Raw genomic sequence first — 18,721 nt, 5'->3', positions numbered from 1 at the left:
CTTGAGTACCGAAGCGTTTGTCTACGACGCGATCCGCACCCCGCGCGGCCGCGGCAAGGCCAATGGCGCCCTGCACGGCACCAAGCCGATCGACCTCGTCGTCGGCCTCATCCACGAGATCCGCAGCCGCTTCCCCGGTCTCGACCCGGCGGCCGTCGACGACATCGTCCTCGGCGTGGTCAGCCCGCTCGGCGACCAGGGCTCCGACATCGCCCGGATCGCCGCCATCGCGGCCGGACTCCCGGACACCGTCGCGGGCGTCCAGGAGAACCGCTTCTGCGCCTCCGGTCTGGAGGCCGTCAACCTGGCCGCCGCCAAGGTCCGCTCGGGCTGGGAGGACCTCGTACTCGCCGGTGGCGTCGAGTCGATGTCCCGGGTACCGATGGGCTCCGACGGCGGCGCCTGGGCGATGGACCCGATGACCAACTTCGAGACCGGCTTCGCTCCGCAGGGCGTCGGCGCCGACCTCATCGCCACCATCGAGGGCTTCAGCCGCCGCGACGTCGACGAATTCGCCGCGCTCTCCCAGGAACGCGCCGCCGAAGCGTGGAAGGACGGCCGCTTCGCCCGCTCCGTCGTCCCCGTCAAGGACCGCAACGGCCTCGTCGTGCTCGACCACGACGAGCACATGCGGCCCGGCACCACCGCCGACTCGCTCGCCGCGCTCAAGCCGTCCTTCGCCGCGATCGGCGAGATGGGCGGCTTCGACGCGGTGGCGCTCCAGAAGTACCACTGGGTCGAGAAGATCGACCACGTCCACCACGCGGGCAACTCCTCCGGCATCGTCGACGGCGCCGCACTCGTCGCCATCGGCAACAAGGAGGTGGGCGAGCGCTACGGACTCACGCCGCGCGCCCGCATCGTCTCCGCCGCCGTCTCCGGCTCCGAGCCCACCATCATGCTCACCGGCCCCGCGCCCGCCACCCGCAAGGCCCTCGGCAAGGCCGGGCTGACCATCGACGACATCGACCTCGTCGAGATCAACGAGGCGTTCGCCGGGGTCGTCCTCCGCTTCGCCAGGGACATGGGGCTCTCCCTCGACAAGATCAACGTCAACGGCGGCGCCATCGCGCTGGGCCACCCGCTCGGCGCCACCGGCGCGATGATCCTCGGCACCCTCATCGACGAACTGGAGCGCCGCGACCAGCGGTACGGCCTCGCCACCCTCTGCGTCGGCGGCGGCATGGGCATCGCCACCGTGATCGAGCGTCTCTGACCGTCCCCGGCCACCCCTGCTTACGGAGAAGACAGACACATGACCGAGAGCACGACCATCCGCTGGGAACAGGACGAGACCGGCGTCGTCACCCTCGTACTCGACGACCCGAACCAGTCCGCCAACACGATGAACCAGGCGTTCAAGGACTCCATCGCGGCCGTCGCCGACCGCGCCGAGGCCGAGAAGGACGCCATCCGCGGCATCATCTACACCTCCGCCAAGAAGACCTTCTTCGCGGGCGGCGACCTCAAGGACATGATCAGGATCGGTCCTTCGAACGCCCAGCTCGCCTTCGACACCGGCACCGCCATCAAGAACTCGCTGCGGCGCATCGAGACCCTCGGCATTCCCGTCGTCGCCGCCATCAACGGCGCGGCGCTCGGCGGCGGTTACGAGATCGCGCTCGCCTCGCACCACCGCGTCGCCCTCGACGCCCCCGGCTCCCGGATCGGTTTGCCCGAGGTCACTCTCGGACTGCTGCCCGCCGGTGGCGGCGTCACCCGCACCGTACGCCTGATGGGCATCGCCGACGCGCTGCTGAAGGTCCTCCTCCAGGGCACCCAGTACACCCCGTCGCGCGCCCTGGAGAACGGCCTGGTCCACGAGGTCGCCGCCACCCGCGAGGAGATGCTCGAAAAGGCCCGCGCCTTCATCGACGCCCACCCCGAGTCCCAGCAGCCCTGGGACGTCAAGGGCTACCGGATCCCCGGCGGCACCCCGTCCAACCCGAAGTTCGCCGCCAACCTGCCGGCCTTCCCGTCCAACCTGAAGAAGCAGCTCGCGGGCGCCCCGATGCCCGCGCCCCGCAACATCCTGGCCGCCGCGGTCGAGGGCTCCCAGGTGGACTTCGAGACCGCGCTGACCATCGAGGCCCGGTACTTCACCGAGCTGGTCACCGGCCAGGTCGCGAAGAACATGATCCAGGCGTTCTTCTTCGACCTCCAGGCCGTCAACTCCGGTGCCAGCCGCCCCAAGGGCATCGAGGAGCGCCAGGTCACCAAGGTCGCCGTGCTCGGCGCCGGGATGATGGGCGCCGGCATCGCGTACTCCTGCGCCCGCGCCGGCATCGACGTCGTGCTCAAGGACGTCTCCGCCGAGGCGGCGGCCAAGGGCAAGGCGTACAGCGAGAAGCTGCTCGACAAGGCGCTCTCCCGGGGCCGCACCACCGAGGCGAAGCGCGACGAGCTGCTGGCCAGGATCACCCCGACCGGCGACCCGGCCGACCTCGCGGGCTGCGACGCCGTCATCGAGGCCGTCTTCGAGGACACCGCGCTCAAGCACAAGGTGTTCCAGGAGATCCAGGACGTCATCGAGCCGGACGCGCTGCTCTGCTCCAACACCTCGACCCTGCCCATCACCGTCCTCGCCGAAGGCGTCTCGCGGCCGGCCGACTTCATCGGGCTGCACTTCTTCTCGCCCGTCGACAAGATGCCGCTGGTCGAGATCATCAAGGGCGAGCAGACCGGTGACGAGGCCCTGGCCCGCGCCTTCGACCTGGTCCGCCGGATCAAGAAGACCCCGATCGTGGTCAACGACTCGCGCGGCTTCTTCACCTCGCGCGTGATCGGCCAGTTCATCAACGAGGGCGTCGCCATGGTCGGCGAGGGCGTCGAGCCCGCCTCCGTCGAGCAGGCCGCCGCACAGTCCGGGTACCCGGCCAAGGTGCTCTCGCTGATGGACGAGCTGACGCTGACCCTGCCCCGCAAGATCCGCAACGAGACCAGGCGGGCCGTCGAGGAGGCCGGCGGCACCTGGCCCGGACACCCGTCGGACGCCGTCATCGACCGGATGGTCGACGAGTTCGGCCGGACGGGACGCAGCGGCGGCGCGGGCTTCTACGAATACGACGAGGCGGGCAAGCGCACCCGCCTCTGGCCCGGACTGCGGGAGCACTTCGCCAAGCCGGACACGGACGTCCCCTTCATCGACATGAAGGAGCGGATGCTGTTCTCCGAGGCGCTGGACAGCGTCCGCTGCCTGGAGGAGAACGTCCTGATCACCGTCGCCGACGCCAACATCGGCTCCATCATGGGCATCGGCTTCCCGCCGTGGACCGGCGGCGTGCTCCAGTACATCAACGGCTACGAGGGCGGTCTGCCCGGCTTCGTCGCCCGCGCCCGGGAGCTCGCCGAGCGGTACGGCGACCGCTTCCTGCCGCCCGCTCTGCTCGTGGAGAAGGCCGGGAAGGGCGAGATCTTCCACGACTGAGCCGCACGGCCGGCGCCCACCCCGCGGGCCGCGTTCACTCCGCCGTGAACGCGGCCCGCAGCTCCTGCTTCAACGACCGCTGGAACGCGGTCACCAGCGCCTGGAGCACCATCGGCTGCATGTGGGCGGACAGCGACTTCATCGCCGCCACGTGCTCGGGATCCGCCTCCCGCTCGCGGTACGGACCCCAGACCTCGTCCCGGAACAGCCGGGTCAGGTCCTGCGCGGCGGACCGGGAGTGCTCCAGCAGCACCGTACGGGCGGCCAGGATCGTCTCGTGGGCGATCGGCACACCGAGCAGCTCCACGCCGAGCCGCAGCAGCCCCGGATCCATCCGGTAGCTCCCGTCGACCGGCTCCGCGCGCTCCAGCACACCCATCGCGGCCAGCCGCGCGATGTCCTGCTCGGTCAGCGCCCGGCCGGCCCGCCGCTCCAGCTCCGCCCGCGTCGCGTCCTCCGCCGAGTCGGGTGCCCAGGAGGCCACCAGCGCGCGGTGGATCGCCAGGTCGTGCGCGCTCAGGTCCGGAGGCAACTGCTCCAGATAGCGCTCGATCGCGGCCAGCGTCATGCCCTGGTGCTGGAGCTCCTCGATGAGCGCCAGCCTGGACAGGTGCTCGTGGCCGTAGTGCCCGACCCGTCGCGGTCCGATCACCGGGGGCGGCAGCAGACCCCGGGTGCTGTAGAAACGCACGGTGCGTACCGTGACACCGGCGCGCGCCGCCAGCTCGTCGACGGTGAGCGTCGGCTCCTCGGTGCCGGTCGCCATGTCTGCTCCTCGTGTCCGACCCTGAGGGCGAGCGGCTGTACGCGTGGCCCGCCCCGGTGCAACAGTATTGCTGTCTCACCATTGATGTGAAAGTGCTCGGTGTCAGAGGCGGGACGTAGCCTGATGCCATGTCCGAGATCGCGTATGTACGGGGGGACGCGACCGCGCCCCATGGCCGGGGCGCCAAGCTGATCGTCCATGTCTGCAACGACCTCGGCGGCTGGGGCAAGGGGTTCGTCCTGGCCGTCTCGCGCCGCTGGCCCGAGCCCGAGGCGGCCTACCGCCGCTGGCACCGGGAGCGCGCGGGCAATGACTTCGCCCTCGGCGCGGTGCAGTTCGTGCAGGTGAGCCCGTACATCTGGGTGGCGAACATGGTGGGCCAGCGGGGGATGCGCACGGGCAGCAACGGGGTTCCGGTGCGCTACGAGGCGATCGACACGGCCCTGGAGGCGGTGGCCGGCCGGGCCCGCGAGCTGGGGGCCTCGGTCCACATGCCGCGGATCGGCTGCGGGCTCGCGGGCGGGAAGTGGTCCCGGATCGAGCCCCTGATAGAGCAGCGGCTGACCGGCCGGGGCATATCGGTGACGGTGTACGACTTCGACTGAGGGCCGTCCCGCCAGGAATTGCGGGACAGCCCTCGGGGGCTGTCCGGCCGTGTTCCGCCGGATAATCTGACCCCGGTCGAGGGGCGGCGGGAAGGGGTGGGGCCGGTGACGGGTGCCGAGACGGGGCGCGGGGAGTCCGGGCGTCCCGAAGCAGCCGCACCGCGCGAGCCGGTGGACATGTCCCTGCTGACCCTGCTCGGCCTCGGAGCGGACGAGGACGCGGTCTACCGCCTGCTGGTGGACCGCCCCGACAGCGAGCCCGGCGCTCTCGTGAGCCCGTTGGCCGGCCCGGCGGTGGCGCGTGCGCTCGGCTCACTCGTCGATCGCGGGCTCGCCAGCGCCTCGCGGCCGGACACCGACGGCACCGTCCGGTACCGGGCCGCCTCGCCCGTCCTCGCGCTCGGGCCGCTGCTCGAAGCCCGCCGGGCCGCGCTGCACCGGGTCGAGTCGCTGGTGGGAGACCTCACCGAGCGCCACCGCGCCGCACAGTCGCACGCGTCGGGAGCGCCGGTGGAGGTGCTGTCCGGTCCGGCGGCGATCCGGCGTCGCCTGCTGAGCATGCAGCGTCAGGCCAGGACCGAGGTGTGCACGCTGGTGCCGGCCAGGCACGTGCCCGCGGTGCTGAGCTTCGAGGACAACCACGAAGAGGTCGACGCCGAGATGGTGCGGCGCGGTGTGGACGTGCGCAGCGTCGTCGAACGTGAATGGCTGGAGCATCCGGCGACCGCGGCCGTACTGGCCTCCTGTGTCGCCCAGGGGCAGCACATCTCCGTCACGGACCGGCTGCCGATCAAGCTCGCCATCGTGGACCGCCGTGTCGCCCTGCTGCCGCTGCACCCCGAGCGCGAGGCCGAACCGGTGGCGCTCGTCGTGCACCGGACAGGTCTGCTCACCGCTCTGGTATCGCTCTTCGAGGAGCACTTCGACAAGGGCTGGCGCCTGAGCGCCTCCGGTACCGAGGAGGAACGGGAGGCCCCGGTCGCGGCGATCGACCGGCAGATCGTGGCTCTCCTCCACGTCGGCCTGACCGACGCGGCCATAGCGCGTCAGCTGGGCATGGGGCACCGCACCGTCCAGCGGCGGCTGCACGCGCTGATGGACGAAGTGGGTGCGGCGACCCGCTTCCAGCTCGGCTGGTACGCCGCACGGGCCGGATGGCTGACCGACGCCTCGGACAACTCGCCTGTCACGGACAACTCCTGAGGCGCAATTACGCCACGGCACTTTCGCGCCAGCTCCATCCCTTGTTCACGTAACCCCCCATGGCGAACGATCAGCACGTCAACGCCCGAGCCCCCGTGGTTCAGGCGCAGGTGTGCGATGGGGAGGTCCCGTGAGACGAACGAACGTGCTGCGGATGCTGGCGACCGGAGTGGTCGCCGCCGCGACCGGCGCGTCACTGCTGGCTGCGCCGGCCTGGGCGGCCGACACCGCCACGGCGCCGGCGACGGACCCGGTGGGTGTCGCCCCGGCGATGACACAGGGCCTGGACAGGACCGCACGCGAGGGCACCCCGGCCGAGGCCGCCCGGGCCCACATCAAGGCCCATGAGGACACGTACAGGGTTCCGGTCTCCGACCTGAAGACGGTGAGGACCACCAAGGACGGCGAGCAGTCCTCGGTGCGCTTCCAGCAGAAGCACGACGGCGTCCCGGTGTTCGGCGCGGAGTACGCGGTGCAGACCCGGGCCGCGGACGGCGGTCAGCAGATCACGTCCGCGACCGGCACGCTCTACACGGACCTCACCGTCTCCACCACGCCGAAGGTGACCGAAGCCGCCGCGAAGCAGCGGATGTTCACGCTCGACCGCGGCCTGTCCGGCGTGCGGGGCGCGAAGACCGGGGCGCACGGCCTGTCCGTGCTCCCCGACGCCCGGGGCGGCAGGCTGGCCTGGCACTTCACGGTCACCGGCGGCAGGGCGAACGGCAGCCCGGTGCGCCAGGAGGTGTACGTCGACGCGCGGGTGGGCGGCATCGCGCTCTCGTACAACAACATCGACGCGGCGGACGCGTCGCCCGCGCAGGGGACGGGCGTACGCGTCGACGGCGGCGAGGCGGAACTGGACCTCAACAAGGAGGCGGACGGCTCGTACACGCTCGTCGACTCGACGCGCGCCATGTACCCGCGGACCGGCGGCCAGATCCGTACGTACGACGCGAACCGCAAGCAGTACACGGACGTCGCCGGCGGCCCGGTCACCGACGACATCCGGCTCGGCACGTCCGCGAGCGACCGCTTCGACGGCGCCAACACCTCGTCGGGCGCGGTCGACGCACACCTGAACGCGGCGAAGGTGTACGAGTACTACAAGAACCAGATCGGACGCGACGGTGTCGACGGCAAGGGCGGCACGATCTACTCCGTCGTCAACGTCGCCGCGAACGGCAAGGACTACGCCAACGCCTTCTGGGACGGCTCCAAGATGGTCTACGGCCACATGGACGGCGTACCGCTCTCCGTCGGCCTGGACGTCGTCGGCCACGAGATGACGCACGGGGTCACCGAGCACTCCGCCGGCCTGGTCTACCTCAACCAGTCGGGCGCCCTCAACGAGGCGATATCCGACTACTTCGGCAACGCGATGGAGACCGCCGACAAGGGCGTCGCGATGAGCGACCCGACGTCCGGCCTCATCGGTGAGTACCTCTGCAACGGCACCAAGCCGCTGGAGGAGTGCGCCCTGCGCGACCTGAACGACGGACGCGACGCGCAGAAGGACTACCAGCCCATCACGCTCGACATCGACAACGGCGGGGTGCACTACAACTCCACCATCGTCGGCGGCGCGCTGTGGGACATGCGCAAGAACCTCGACACCAAGCTCGCCGACCAGATCGTCTACCGGTCCGCGCAGAACTACCTCACGCCGCTGTCCGGCTTCACCGACATGCGCAACGCGGTCACCCTCGCGGCCAGGTCCCTGAACGTCTCGAAGGCCGATCTCGCCGTCATCGCCAAGGCGTTCGACGACCACGGAATCCAGACCGGCTGGGAGAAGAAGGGCGGCACGCACGACGGCACCACCATCGGCGCCGACATCCTGCCCGCCTACGAGGTCTACAGCGGCGTCGACGAGCAGGCCGCCCAGATCAACGGCGACGTCTACGCCATCAGCCACGGCGACGCCATCGCCTGGGACCAGGGCAGCGGCGCCTTCGGCATCACCGTGGGCCGCTTCGGCAAGAAGCCGAAGCACGAACTGGCCCAGAAGGACGCCTATCTGCTCGACCCCTCCCTGGACGACGAGCGCATCGTCTTCACCCGGATCACCGCCGACGGCATCGGCATCTACCGGACCGGCGAGAAGGGCCAGGGCGCGATCAAGAAGCTCGTCGACCGCCCTGACGCGGACGAGACCGAGCCGGTGACCGACAACGGAGCGCTCGCCTACATCAGCACCACCGCCGACGGCGAGCAGGACGTCATGCTCCGCAAGGCCGACGGCACCACGGTCAACCTGACCCCGGAGGCCGGCACCAAGGCCGCCCGCCTCGCCATGAAGAACGGCCGGATCGCCTGGGCCGGCGGCGACGGCACCTACGTCCACGTCCACGACATCGCGAAGGGCACCACACAGACCAAGCGCATCGCCGGCTTCCTCTTCGACTACGTCTCGGACATCCAGATCACCTCGGACCGGGTGTTCTGGCGTGAGACCGGCGGCTTCCTGATCCCGAGCACGAACTTCATGTCGGCACCGCTCGGCGACCTGACCCAGGCCGCGAAGCTGCGCTACCCCTCGTCCACGTACGTCGCCCAGTTCTCGGTCAACGACGAGTACTTCGCCTACTCCACGTACGACCTCTGGGGCGCGCTCGGCTCCTGGAGCGGACCGACCAAGGTGAAGGTCGCGAAGACCTCCGATGTCCTCGCGGGCCTCGACAACTACACCCGCGTCTCCTGCTCCTCCGGCTCCCAGCTGGCCCCGTCGCTCGGTGACGGCCGGCGCGTCGCCTGGCTGGACACGACCGCGGCGGCCACCGACGTGGTGACCCGCGAGACGTTCGCCGGGACCTGCGAGTAGTACCCGTCGCACTGGCGCACCCGAGTCGGGGCGCCCACCGGACCCCGGTGGGCGCCCCGCCCGCGCCGAGGCCCGCGCGGCTGATACAGGGATACGGGGTGAGTCACTCCGTATCGACTCCTATGGTGGGGGTGGACGCGGCGGAACGGGAGAGGGGCCATGACGGCACGGAGCACCGACGAGACACGGCTGGCCCTGGCGCTCGGCACGACGCCGCCCTCCGACGCGCTGAGCGAGCAGATCCTGGACGCCGCGCGCGAGCAGTTCATGACCTTCGGGCTGCGCCGCTCCACCGTCGACGACGTCGCCAAGCGCGCCCGGGTCTCGCGGGTGACCGTGTACCGGCGGATCGGCAACAAGGACAGCCTCGTCTCCGCCTGCCTGCTGCGCGAGTACCGCCGCTTCGTCGTGGAGGTGGACGACGCCGTGGCCGCGCTGCCGACGACGGAGGACCGGCTCGTCGAAGGCTTCACCGCGGTTCTCCGGCACATCCGCGAGCATCCGCTGATCGGCGGCCTGCTGAGGCTGGAGCCCGAGACGATGCTGCCGTTCCTGACGCTGGAGAGCGAACCGGCCTTCCTCGCCATCCGCGAGTACCTGGCCGACCGGCTGCGCGACGCCCGGCGCGCGGAGGGCAGGCCGGCGAGCGATCCGACCCCGGTCGCCGAACTGATGGTGCGGATCACCGTCTCCTTCCTCCTCAATCCCGTCAGTTGTTTCGAGCTGGACGACGACACCCAGGTGCGGGAGTTCGCCCGCCGCTATCTGGTGCCGCTGCTCGCTGCCGGGTAGCGCCACCGGCGTGGCCGTCCGTCTCGTCGGGCAGGGGTTCCACGGGCCGGTTGCGGGCCCAGTGCGGTCCGAGGTCGTCGAGCCGCCAGCCGAAGGGGTACGAACGGGGCTGCGGGCGAGCGGGAAACCTGCGTGGCCGGGCCGGCAGCCTGCGCACACAACGCGCGCGCAGCCGCAGGGCCGCCGACGCCGAGGTCCGCACCCACCGCGGCTGCGGCCGGAAGCCCAGCGCCGCCAGCAGCGGCTCGTCCAGCAGCCCGAGCGCGAACCTCGCCACCAAGGGCCGTAACGGACGCGGGTACCAGCTGGCGATCACACGGAACGTGGCGTTCGCGACCCGCCGGTTCGCCGGGTCGTACGCGAACATCCGCTCCTCGTAGGAGTCGAGGAGCCGCTCGAACCCCTCGTACGTGTCGGGGACCCCCTCGATCCCCATCATCGAAGCCGTCTTCCGGCCGGCCTCCACCAGCGCCTGGACCTCCTGGGCGCACAGCGGCCGCCAGCCGAACCGGTCGATCCAGCGCTTCGGCCCCACGACCGTGGTCGCGAGGACGTAGCGGAAGTCGTCGTTCGGGATCCTGTACTTGCCGTGGATCCGGTTGAGGTGGCGCGCGGCCGCCCGCCCGCGCTCCGAGTCGAAGCCGTCGGCGGCCATCTCGTACCCGATCAGCACCGTGTCGTCGAACCGCTTCTGCCCGGCCCGTTCGAACTCCTGGGTCCGGTCGAGGAGCACGGAGATCCGGGGAACGCCGTAGTCCCGGAGGAAGGCGACGCTCACCCCCTGCCGGTAGTCCCAGGGGAACTCGTACCGGGAGATCAACCGAAGGATCTCGGCGTAGTCGTGCGCCGGATCCATCCGGCGAATCTCGTGCAGGCGGCTGTATCGGCCCATGGTGCGCCCTCCTGTCCGTGTGCCGACTCCCTGCGGGTCCGCCTTCCCGGGTTGTCGCTGTTCGAATGATCAACTCGACTGGTGCACAAGGGATATGACGGATCGTCCGGTCCGGGAGTCAAAGTTACAAATACTATCGACTTGTTTCACGAGTCCCGTCAACACCGCCGACGACCGGGCATGCGGCGGTGTGCCGCGGGGGCCGGTGCGCACGACTGCCGAAGCCCTCGCATACTGGATCACGCAGGGGCCGGGCGCCGAGCCGCGTGTCCGCCGACCGTCGGGAGCACATATGAGCAGCGAACCCGCCAGGGGTGTCGACCCCGCACCGCCCCCGCCCGGCGGTGTGCTCTGGAGCCTCTCCGGCGACATCCGGGCCCTGCTGATGCTGCCCGCCGCGCTCACCCTCCAGGTGGCACACCCGGCGGTCGGCGCCGGGGTCGACGAACACTCCGTCTTCCGCACGGACCCCTGGGGGCGCGGCGAGAGGTCCCTGCGCTCGCTCCAGCTCTGGGTCTACGGGGGCGAGGCGGCCGCCGAGGAGGGGCGCAGGCTGCGCGCCCTGCACCGCACCATCCAGGGCACCGACACCCGGGGGCGCCGTTACCACGCACTGTCGCCCGCCAACTACGCATGGGTGCACGCCACGGGCTTCCCGGTCTACCAGCACGCCGCCCGCTATCTCGTCCGGCCGCTCACCCCGGCACAGGAGCGCGCCCTGTACCGGGAGTGGCTCCAGGTCGGCAGGATCCTCGGCATCCACGACCGGGACATGCCGCAGACGATCGAGGAGTTCTGGCCGTACTACCGGAAGGTGCTCGCCGACGAGATCGAGGCGACCGCGGTCGTCGAGGACCTGGTCGCCGTCGACCGTCCCGTCCCGCCGCCGGACCGCGGGCCCCTCCTGCTCAGGCTGCTGCTGAAGGCGCTGTGGCCGGTGCTGTTCCCGCCGCTGGCCCGGTTCCGGCGCTTCGTCACCATCGGGCTGATGCCGCCGGACGCACGCGAGGCCATCGGGCTGGAGTGGACGGACCGGCAGGAGCGCAGACTGCGGCGCTTCAGCGGGGTGGTGCGGCGCGTGGTGCCCGTGCTCCCCGAGCGGCTGCGCTACCTCCCGTACGCGCGCAGGGCGCGGGCGGCCCGGCGGGGGATCACGCGGAGGCCCGGCGCACCAGCTCGGTCGGTGTGATCACCGAATCCTGCTCGCCGCCCCCGGTCCCGCCGTCGAGCCGGCTCATCAGCATCCGCACCATCAACCGGCCCATTCCCTCGACATCCTGACGGACCGTCGTCAGCGGCGGATCGGTGGCCTCGGCTATCGACACCATGTCGTCGAAGCCGACCAGGGCCACCTCGTCCGGCACAGCGCGGCCGCGCTCGCGCAGCACCCGCAGGGCGCCCGAGGCCGTCAGGTCGTTGGCGGCGAAGACCGCGTCCGGGCCGGGGTGACGATCGAGGAGTTCCGCCATCGCCCGCGCGCCGCCCTCGACGGTGAAATCGCCCTGCACGAGCAGTGCCGGATCGTTGTCGGGCAGCACATCGCGGTAGCCGTCCACCCGGTCCAGGGCCGAGGTCTGGTCGGGCGGTCCGGCGATGTGCGCGATCCGCCGGCGCCCCAGCGCGACGAGATGGCGTACGGCCGCGGCCGCGCCGCCGCGGTTGTCGCAGTCGACGTACGGGACGGCCAGTTCGGACGCGGCGCCCGGCAGACCCGGACGGCCGCCGTACACGGTGGGCACCCGGAACCTGCGGATGATCGCGGGGAGTTCGTCGTCGGTGTGCAGCGAGAAGGCCAGCACACCGTCCACATGGCCACCGGCCAGATAGCGGGCAACCCGGTCGAAGTCCCCGCTGCCCTCCACCAGGAGCAGAACCAACTGGGAGTCGTGCAGGGTGAGTTCGCGGCTGATGCCACGGATCTGCTGGGAGAAGAACGGGTCGGAGAAGATCCGGAACTCCGGCTCGTCGATGATCACGGCGACCGCGCCATTGCGCCGGGTGACCAGGGTCCGGGCCGCGTGGTTCGGTACGTAGCCGAGCTCCTCGACCGCCTTGCGCACCCGGTCCGCCAGCGGCTTGCGCACCCCGGCCCCGCCGTTCACCACCCGGGAGACCGTCGCCCGGGAGACCCCGGAGCGGGCCGCCACCGCCTCCAGGGTGGGGCGGGCATCGGCGGCGGGGCCGTGGGACGGACCGGGCAAGGGACGCTCCTCGTACACGCGGAATCGGGCCGGAAACGGCCGGGGCGGCCGGACAGCACCGACGCCATCAGCCTATCCGGCGCCGCCGGCCCGCCGCCGGGGGCACCGTCGCCCCACATGGAGGAGGAGGGGCGACGGTGTCCGGACCCGGTCCGCTTTCCGGTCAGCGGTGCTCGTGCACCGAGTTCGTCGCCGCGATCTTCTTCCAGGAGGCGGGACGGGCCGGCTGCCCGGCGGCGTGCAGGGCGTGCGGGCCGGCCGCCGCCGGGGCCGCGGGCCGCTCCGCGCGGAACAGCCAGGCGTCGAAGAGGGCGGCGAGCGGCTTGCCCGAGACCCGCTCCGCGTACGCCACGAAGTCGTTCACGCTCGCGTTGCCGTGCGCGTGCTCGGTGGGCCAGCCCTTCAGCAGCGCGAAGAACGTCTCGTCGCCCAGCTCGTTGCGCAGCGCCTGGATGGCGATCGCGCCCCGGTCGTAGACGGCCGCGTCGAACTGGTTGTCGGGGCCCGGGTCGCCCGGCTTCACCTTCCAGAAGGGGTCGTCGGCCGGGTGCAGGGCGTAGGTGTAGTCCGCCAGCTCCTGCGCGGTTCCCTCGCCCTCCTTCTCCGACCAGAGCCACTGGCTGTAGCGGGCGAAGCCCTCGTTGACCCAGATGTCCTTCCAGCCCTTGAGGGAGACGCTGTCGCCGTACCACTGGTGCGCCAGCTCGTGGACGACGACCGAGACGTTGGAGCCGTTCGCGAACTGCTTGGGGCTGTAGAACGGCCTGGTCTGGGTCTCCAGGGCGAAGCCGCTGGTCACATTGGGGGCGTAGCCGCCGAGCGCGTCGAAGGGGTAAGGCCCGAAGATGCCGGTCAGCCACTCGGCGACCTCGGTGGTCCGCTCGATGCTGGCGCGGGCCGCGCCGGCGTTGGCGCCCAGGTCCTTGCTGTAGGCGTTGAGGACCGGCAGCCCGTCCGACGTGGTGTCCGTGGTGATGTCGAACTTCCCGACCGCCAGCGTCGTCAGGTAGGTCGCCTGCGGCTGGGCGGAGCGCCAGTTGAACCGGGTCCAGCCGAGCTTCGAACTCTGCGACTGGAGCGTGCCGTTGCTGATCGCCTGGGTGCCGTCGGGGACGGAGACCGAGATGTCGTACGTCGCCTTGTCCAGCGGGTGGTCGTTGCTCGGGTACCACCAGGCGGCCGACTCCGGCTCCTGGGCGGCCACCGCGCCGTCCGGGGTGCGGACCCAGGACGTCCAGCCGTTGATCTTCACCTCGGAGGGCTTCCCGGCGTACCGCACGACGACCGAGATGGACCGGCCCTTCGCCAGCGGGGCCGCCGGGGTGATCTCCAGCTCCTGCTCGCCGTTCTTCACATGGCCGGCCTTCTTGCCGTCGACCCGTACCTCGGCGACGTCCAGCCCGAAGTCCAGGTTGAAACGGGTGAGTTCCTGGGTGGTCGTGGCGAGGATGGTGGCCGTGCCCTCCAGCAGATCGGTCGAGGGCCGGTACTTCAGCCGCAGGTCGTAGTGGGACACGTCGTAGCCGCCGTTGCCACTGGCCGGGTAGTAGGGGTCGCCGATGCCCGGGGCGCCCACGGTGCCCTCGGCGGCCGAGGCCGGGATCGCCAGCAGCAGCGAGGCCGCGATTGCGCTCGGGACGATGAATCTGCGGTGCACGGAATGCTCCAAGTCGTCGGGGCGAATGATCTCTCGAACCGTCACGTCGACACTATTCAGCGGCTGCCGCGACAGTCGTGTCCATGGCCACAGCTGTCACACGATCGCCATTCGGCCGCCACTCCGGCCCGTCGGATTTGCGCCGTGATCACGCAATTCATCTCGCTGATCGCCCTCTGTCGCCGGGGAGTTGACCCGGGGTACCTTCCGCCCATGCCGATTCGTGCGCGAGGCCCCCGTTCGAGATTCCGATCGCTGGTGGTGGCGGCCGTCGTCGCCCTGACGGCCGTCCTGCTCTCACCGGCCGGCGCCCAGGGCGCGAGCCCGGGGAAGGCCCGGCCGCCGGAGAGCAGGCCGGTCTACTCGTACGGGGACGCCGTCCGCGAATCGGTCTGGGTCGACACCGGCCTGGACGGCGACGGGGACGGGCGGAGCGACCGCGTCGCCGCCGACATCGTCCGGCCGCGCGAACCCGCCCGGCAGGGCCGGAAGATCCCCGTGATCATGGACGCCAGCCCGTACTACTCCTGCTGCGGGCGCGGCAACGAGAGCCAGCTCAAGACCTACGACGCCGACGGCCGGCCGGTGCAGTTCCCGCTCCACTACGACAACTACTTCGTGCCGCGCGGTTACGCCTTCGTCGCCGTCGATCTGGCCGGAACCAATCGGTCCGACGGCTGTGTGGACGTCGGGGGCCGCTCCGACGTCCAGTCCGCCAAGGCCGTCATCGACTGGCTCAACGGCCGCGCCCGCGGCTACACCACCCGCACCGGCTCCGCCCGCGCCTCGGCCGGCTGGTCCGACGGACGCACCGGGATGATCGGCAAGAGCTATGACGGCACCGTCGCCAACGGCGTCGCGGCGACCGGCGTCGAGGGGCTGCGGACCATCGTGCCGATCGGCGCCATCTCGTCCTGGTACGACTACTACTTCGCGCAGGGCGCGCCCCTCTACGGCAGCGGTCCCGAATGGCTCTCCGGCTACGTGGAGAGCCCCGAGGCGCAGGACCGCTGCGCCTCGGTCCAGCAACGGCTCGTCGACGGCGCCCCGCGCACCGGTGACTGGACGGGGCTCTGGGCCGGGCGCGACTACGTGAAGGACGCCCGCAAGGTTCGCGCCAGTGTCTTCGCCGTACACGGCATGCAGGACCTCAACGTCCGGACCAAGCACCTCGGCCAGTGGTGGGACGCGCTCGCGGACCGGGGCGTGGAGCGCAAGATCTGGCTCTCCCAGACCGGACACGTCGACCCGTTCGACTACCGGCGTGCCGAGTGGGTCGACACACTGCACCGCTGGTTCGACCACTACCTGCTCGGCTACGACAACGGCATCGACCGTGAGCCGATGGCCGACGTCGAACGCCACCCCGGCCAGTGGTCCACCGACCGGGTCTGGCCGCCCCGCAGCACCCGCACCACCACCGTGCGCCCCGGCACCGGGAACGCGCCGGGCGTCGGCACTCTGGGCCTGAAGCCCGCCCGCCCCGGCGCCACCGAGACGTTCACCGACGATCCGGCGCGGAGCGAGACGGAGTGGGCCGCGGACCTGGACCGGACCACCGGCGCCAAGGCCGGCTTCCGCACCGCACCGCTCGCCACCGACCTGCGGCTCGCCGGCTCCTCCAGGGTCACCGTCACCGCCACCCCGACCACGACGACCGCCCATCTCTCGGCGGTCCTGGTGGACATCGGCCCCGACACCATCCGTGACTACGGCGGGTCCGGCGAGGGCATCACCACCCTCACCGAGCGCAGTTGCTGGGGCGCGAGCACCACGGGGGACAGCTCCTGCTACAAGGAGACCAGGGCCGACACCATCACCGTCGACCGGACCGTGGTCAGCCGAGGCTGGGCCGACCTGGGTACGTACGCCGACGCGCACAGGGGCCGCCCCCTCGTGCCCGGCAGGGCCGTCACCCTCACCGTCGACCTGGCCGCCACCGACCATGTCGTCCCCGCCGGCCACCGCCTCGCCCTGATCCTCGCCGGTACCGACCGCGACCTCATCGACCCGCCGGACTCCACCCCCACCCTCACCCTCGACCTGGCCCGCACCTTCGCGAAGCTGCCGTTCGTCGGCGGCGCCGGAGCCTTCGTCCGCGCCACCACGGGCTCCGCGGCGGTGCCGGACAGCCCCGGGACCGCCGGCGTGCGGGGCGTCGCCCCGCCGCGCCCCGCCGCCCGCGTCCCGGGCAGCGGTGGCGCGTAACGCCTCTTCCGGCCGCGAAGGCCCCTGGGGGAGGGGCCTTCGCGGTCAGCGGGCGGCCGGCTCCCGGGCGTCCCGCGGCGCCGGTCCGGTCGGCTCACGCGCCGGTCGCAGGGTCACGAACAGCAGGGCCGCCCCGAGGAGCGCGATCGTCATCGTGCACACAGCGGTGACGTGCATGGCGTGCACGAACGCGTCGTCGGCGGCGCGGGCCGGCGCGGGCCGGCATGCCGCCGCGGCGGCATGCCGGGCCTGTTCGGCGGAGATCCGCGCCCGGTCCCGCACCGGGCCGGACTCACCGTGCAGCGAGGCCTCGACGGTGCGTCGGTACACGATCGACATGACCGTGCCGCCCACCGCGATCCCGAGCAGGCTGCCGGTCTGGCGCACGGTGTTGGTGACGGCCGATCCGGCGCCGGCCCGTTCCAGCGGCAGGGTGCTCATCAGCGCCGCCGTCACCGGGCCGATCACCATGCCGATCGAAAGGCCCTGGACCAGATACACGATCCCGTTGAGGACGAGCGGCGTGTGCAGCCCGAAGAACGCGGAGGTGCCCATGGCCAGACCGGCCGTGGTGAGCGCCGTGACGGTGACCGGGCGCAACGACCGGCGGCGGACCAGACGGACACCGAGCGGCGCCCCCGCGATCGTGCCGAGTGCCGCCGGGGAGAACACCAGGCCCGCCTCCAGCGGTGAGAGCCCGCGTGCGCCCTGCAGGTAGAAGGCGCCGTAGAAACCGGCCGCCGTCATGGCGAAGAGCAGCATCCCGAGCGCCGCGTTGCCGCCGCCGAACATGCGCCGGGCCAGCAGCCTGGGATCGAAGCCGGGCTGCCGGGCCCGCAGTTCGACGAGCACGAAGGAGGCCAGCAGGATCAGGCCGGCGGTGACCGGTCCCCAGACGTCCGCAGCGCCCCAGGAGGCCTCCTGCCCCGCACGGATCAGCCCGTAGGCCAGGGACGCGAGTCCGCAGACCGACAGCAGCAGCCCGGCAGGGTCCAGCGGTCGCGGAGCGGGGCTGTGGAAGTTCGGCACCAGCGTCACGATCCCGGCCAACGCCACCACCGCGACCGGGATGTTGACGAGAAAGACCGAACCCCACCAGAAGTGGTCGAGGAGGACTCCGGCCAGCAGCGGGCCCGCCGCGATCCCGACCCCCGCGGATGCCGAGGAGAACCCGATCGCCGTTTCCCGTGCGGCGCCGCTGAAGGTCCACATGAGGACGGCCATGGCGGCGGGCATGATCAGTGAACTGCCCACACCCATCACGGCCCGGGCGCCGATCAGCTGGGTGGTGTCACCGGCGTACGCCGCCCATACCGAGGCACCCGCGAAGACCGCCATTCCCGTGGCGAGCACGTTCCGGTGGCCGAAGCGGTCGCCCAGCGCGCCCGCGGTGAACATCAGGGTGGCGAAGACCAGGGTGTACGAACCGGTGGCCCATTGCAGTTGGGCGGGGTCGGCACCCAGTCCCCGGACCGGGTCGGCGAGGGTCTCGAAGGTTGTGGTGAGGATGGTGTTGTCCAGCCAGATCAGCAAGGAGGACAACAGGAGTACGGCGAGGGTCAGTCGCTGCCTGGATCCGGGCAGCGTCAGAGGTGTCGTCATGGGGACCTTCGATAAAATCGACAAGAACCTGACGATTGGCATTGTGAGTAATCGTCAAGAACCTGTCAATCTCCGAGGAGGCTGTGCGTTGGATTCCCATCGGGACGCGGTCGGATCCCTTACCTTCATGGTCCGCAAGGTCTGGTTGAACATGCGGTCCGCGATCGGGGCCGAGCTCAAGGAGTTCGGGCTGTCGACCTCCCAGTACGCCACGCTGATGATGGCCGAGGCGCAGCCCGGGATGTCGGTCGCGGACGTGGCCCGGGAGGTGGCGAGTTCCCGGCAGGCCGCCAACGAGATGCTCGGCGGTCTCGAACGGGAGGGGCTGATCGAACGGCTCCCGAATCCGGACGACCGGCGGAGCCACCGCATCCACGTCACCGAGTCCGGGCGGACGCTCCTGGCGCGGGCCCGCGTCGCCGTGGACCGCCGCGAGGCCGAACTGGAGGCGGCGTTCACGCCGGAGCAGCGGGACGCGGCCCGCGACTGGCTCGAAGGCGTGTCCGGCGCCTGCCGCTGAGCCTTCCGGCGGGCCGACCGGTACCGC

General features: G+C 71.3%; 14 protein-coding genes. 9 read left to right on the top strand and 5 right to left on the bottom strand.

The genetic code is table 11. The features are described 5' to 3' along the window. Nucleotide 1 precedes the first annotated feature (1 nt). Both ACGF8B_RS26185 and ACGF8B_RS26180 read left to right on the top strand, forming a co-directional pair. Nucleotides 2-1,216 carry an acetyl-CoA C-acetyltransferase gene (locus tag ACGF8B_RS26185; protein WP_392743079.1) on the top strand — a complete coding sequence of 405 codons (1,215 nt, stop codon included), beginning with the start codon at nt 2-4 and terminating at the stop codon, nt 1,214-1,216. A gap of 39 nt (nt 1,217-1,255) precedes the next feature. Continuing rightward, nucleotides 1,256-3,427 (top strand): 3-hydroxyacyl-CoA dehydrogenase NAD-binding domain-containing protein, encoded by a 2,172-nt coding sequence (locus ACGF8B_RS26180; protein WP_392743076.1) that lies wholly within the window; start codon nt 1,256-1,258, stop codon nt 3,425-3,427. A 34-nt stretch (nt 3,428-3,461) separates the two neighbouring features. Here the strand turns inward: ACGF8B_RS26180 and ACGF8B_RS26175 are convergent, their stop codons facing one another. Beyond that, on the bottom strand, nt 3,462-4,193 hold the full coding sequence (locus ACGF8B_RS26175; protein WP_392743073.1) for a MerR family transcriptional regulator: 732 nt from the start codon (nt 4,191-4,193) through the stop codon (nt 3,462-3,464). Nucleotides 4,194-4,321: 128 nt separating this feature from the next. On the opposite strand from ACGF8B_RS26175, the gene ACGF8B_RS26170 reads away from it, so the two are divergent. From ACGF8B_RS26170 to ACGF8B_RS26155, 4 genes are all read left to right on the top strand, one after another. After that, nucleotides 4,322-4,798, top strand: coding sequence for a macro domain-containing protein (locus tag ACGF8B_RS26170; RefSeq protein WP_392743070.1), 477 nt, complete (start codon nt 4,322-4,324; stop codon nt 4,796-4,798). A gap of 105 nt (nt 4,799-4,903) precedes the next feature. Then, nucleotides 4,904-6,001, top strand: a complete 1,098-nt coding sequence (locus ACGF8B_RS26165) for a helix-turn-helix transcriptional regulator (protein ID WP_392743067.1) — start codon at nt 4,904-4,906, stop codon at nt 5,999-6,001. A 130-nt stretch (nt 6,002-6,131) separates the two neighbouring features. Then, entirely contained in the window at nt 6,132-8,822 is a 2,691-nt protein-coding gene (locus ACGF8B_RS26160; RefSeq protein WP_392743065.1) for a M4 family metallopeptidase, read from the top strand. Between the two features lie 159 nt (nt 8,823-8,981). Continuing rightward, nucleotides 8,982-9,614 carry a TetR/AcrR family transcriptional regulator gene (locus ACGF8B_RS26155; RefSeq protein WP_392743062.1) on the top strand — a complete coding sequence of 211 codons (633 nt, stop codon included), beginning with the start codon at nt 8,982-8,984 and terminating at the stop codon, nt 9,612-9,614. Here ACGF8B_RS26155 and ACGF8B_RS26150 read toward each other — a convergent pair. Continuing rightward, nucleotides 9,532-10,506, bottom strand: coding sequence for an oxygenase MpaB family protein (locus ACGF8B_RS26150; RefSeq protein ID WP_392743059.1), 975 nt, complete (start codon nt 10,504-10,506; stop codon nt 9,532-9,534). The two genes, ACGF8B_RS26155 and ACGF8B_RS26150, sit on opposite strands and share 83 nt — an antisense overlap. Nucleotides 10,507-10,798: 292 nt before the next feature. Between ACGF8B_RS26150 and ACGF8B_RS26145 the strand changes: the two genes are divergently transcribed. Beyond that, complete coding sequence (locus tag ACGF8B_RS26145) at nt 10,799-11,695, top strand: oxygenase MpaB family protein (RefSeq protein WP_392743056.1); 897 nt, start codon at nt 10,799-10,801, stop codon at nt 11,693-11,695. Here ACGF8B_RS26145 and ACGF8B_RS26140 read toward each other — a convergent pair. Together ACGF8B_RS26140 and ACGF8B_RS26135 are read right to left on the bottom strand one after the other, a co-directional pair. Further along, entirely contained in the window at nt 11,658-12,707 is a 1,050-nt protein-coding gene (locus tag ACGF8B_RS26140; protein WP_392743053.1) for a LacI family DNA-binding transcriptional regulator, read from the bottom strand. The two genes, ACGF8B_RS26145 and ACGF8B_RS26140, sit on opposite strands and share 38 nt — an antisense overlap. A 163-nt stretch (nt 12,708-12,870) precedes the next feature. Further along, on the bottom strand, nt 12,871-14,364 hold the full coding sequence (locus ACGF8B_RS26135) for a M1 family metallopeptidase (protein WP_392743051.1): 1,494 nt from the start codon (nt 14,362-14,364) through the stop codon (nt 12,871-12,873). 213 nt (nt 14,365-14,577) lie between these two features. Here ACGF8B_RS26135 and ACGF8B_RS26130 point away from each other — a divergent pair, with 213 nt between their 5' ends. Beyond that, on the top strand, nt 14,578-16,572 hold the full coding sequence (locus ACGF8B_RS26130) for a Xaa-Pro dipeptidyl-peptidase (protein WP_392743048.1): 1,995 nt from the start codon (nt 14,578-14,580) through the stop codon (nt 16,570-16,572). A 45-nt stretch (nt 16,573-16,617) separates the two neighbouring features. On the opposite strand, the gene ACGF8B_RS26125 is transcribed toward ACGF8B_RS26130, so the two are convergent. Next, nucleotides 16,618-18,174 (bottom strand): MFS transporter, encoded by a 1,557-nt coding sequence (locus tag ACGF8B_RS26125; protein WP_392743046.1) that lies wholly within the window; start codon nt 18,172-18,174, stop codon nt 16,618-16,620. 88 nt (nt 18,175-18,262) lie between these two features. On the opposite strand from ACGF8B_RS26125, the gene ACGF8B_RS26120 reads away from it, so the two are divergent. Beyond that, nucleotides 18,263-18,694: a MarR family winged helix-turn-helix transcriptional regulator gene (locus tag ACGF8B_RS26120; RefSeq protein WP_392743043.1), complete on the top strand. Its 432-nt coding sequence runs from the start codon at nt 18,263-18,265 to the stop codon at nt 18,692-18,694. Nucleotides 18,695-18,721: the final 27 nt, after the last annotated feature.

This window comes from Streptomyces sp. NPDC047917 (assembly GCF_043204345.1).
In the GTDB taxonomy this organism is placed as follows: domain Bacteria; phylum Actinomycetota; class Actinomycetes; order Streptomycetales; family Streptomycetaceae; genus Streptomyces; species Streptomyces sanglieri.
The sequence above is the reverse complement of the archived record's forward strand: the minus strand, read 5'-3'. Positions and strand labels throughout refer to the sequence as shown.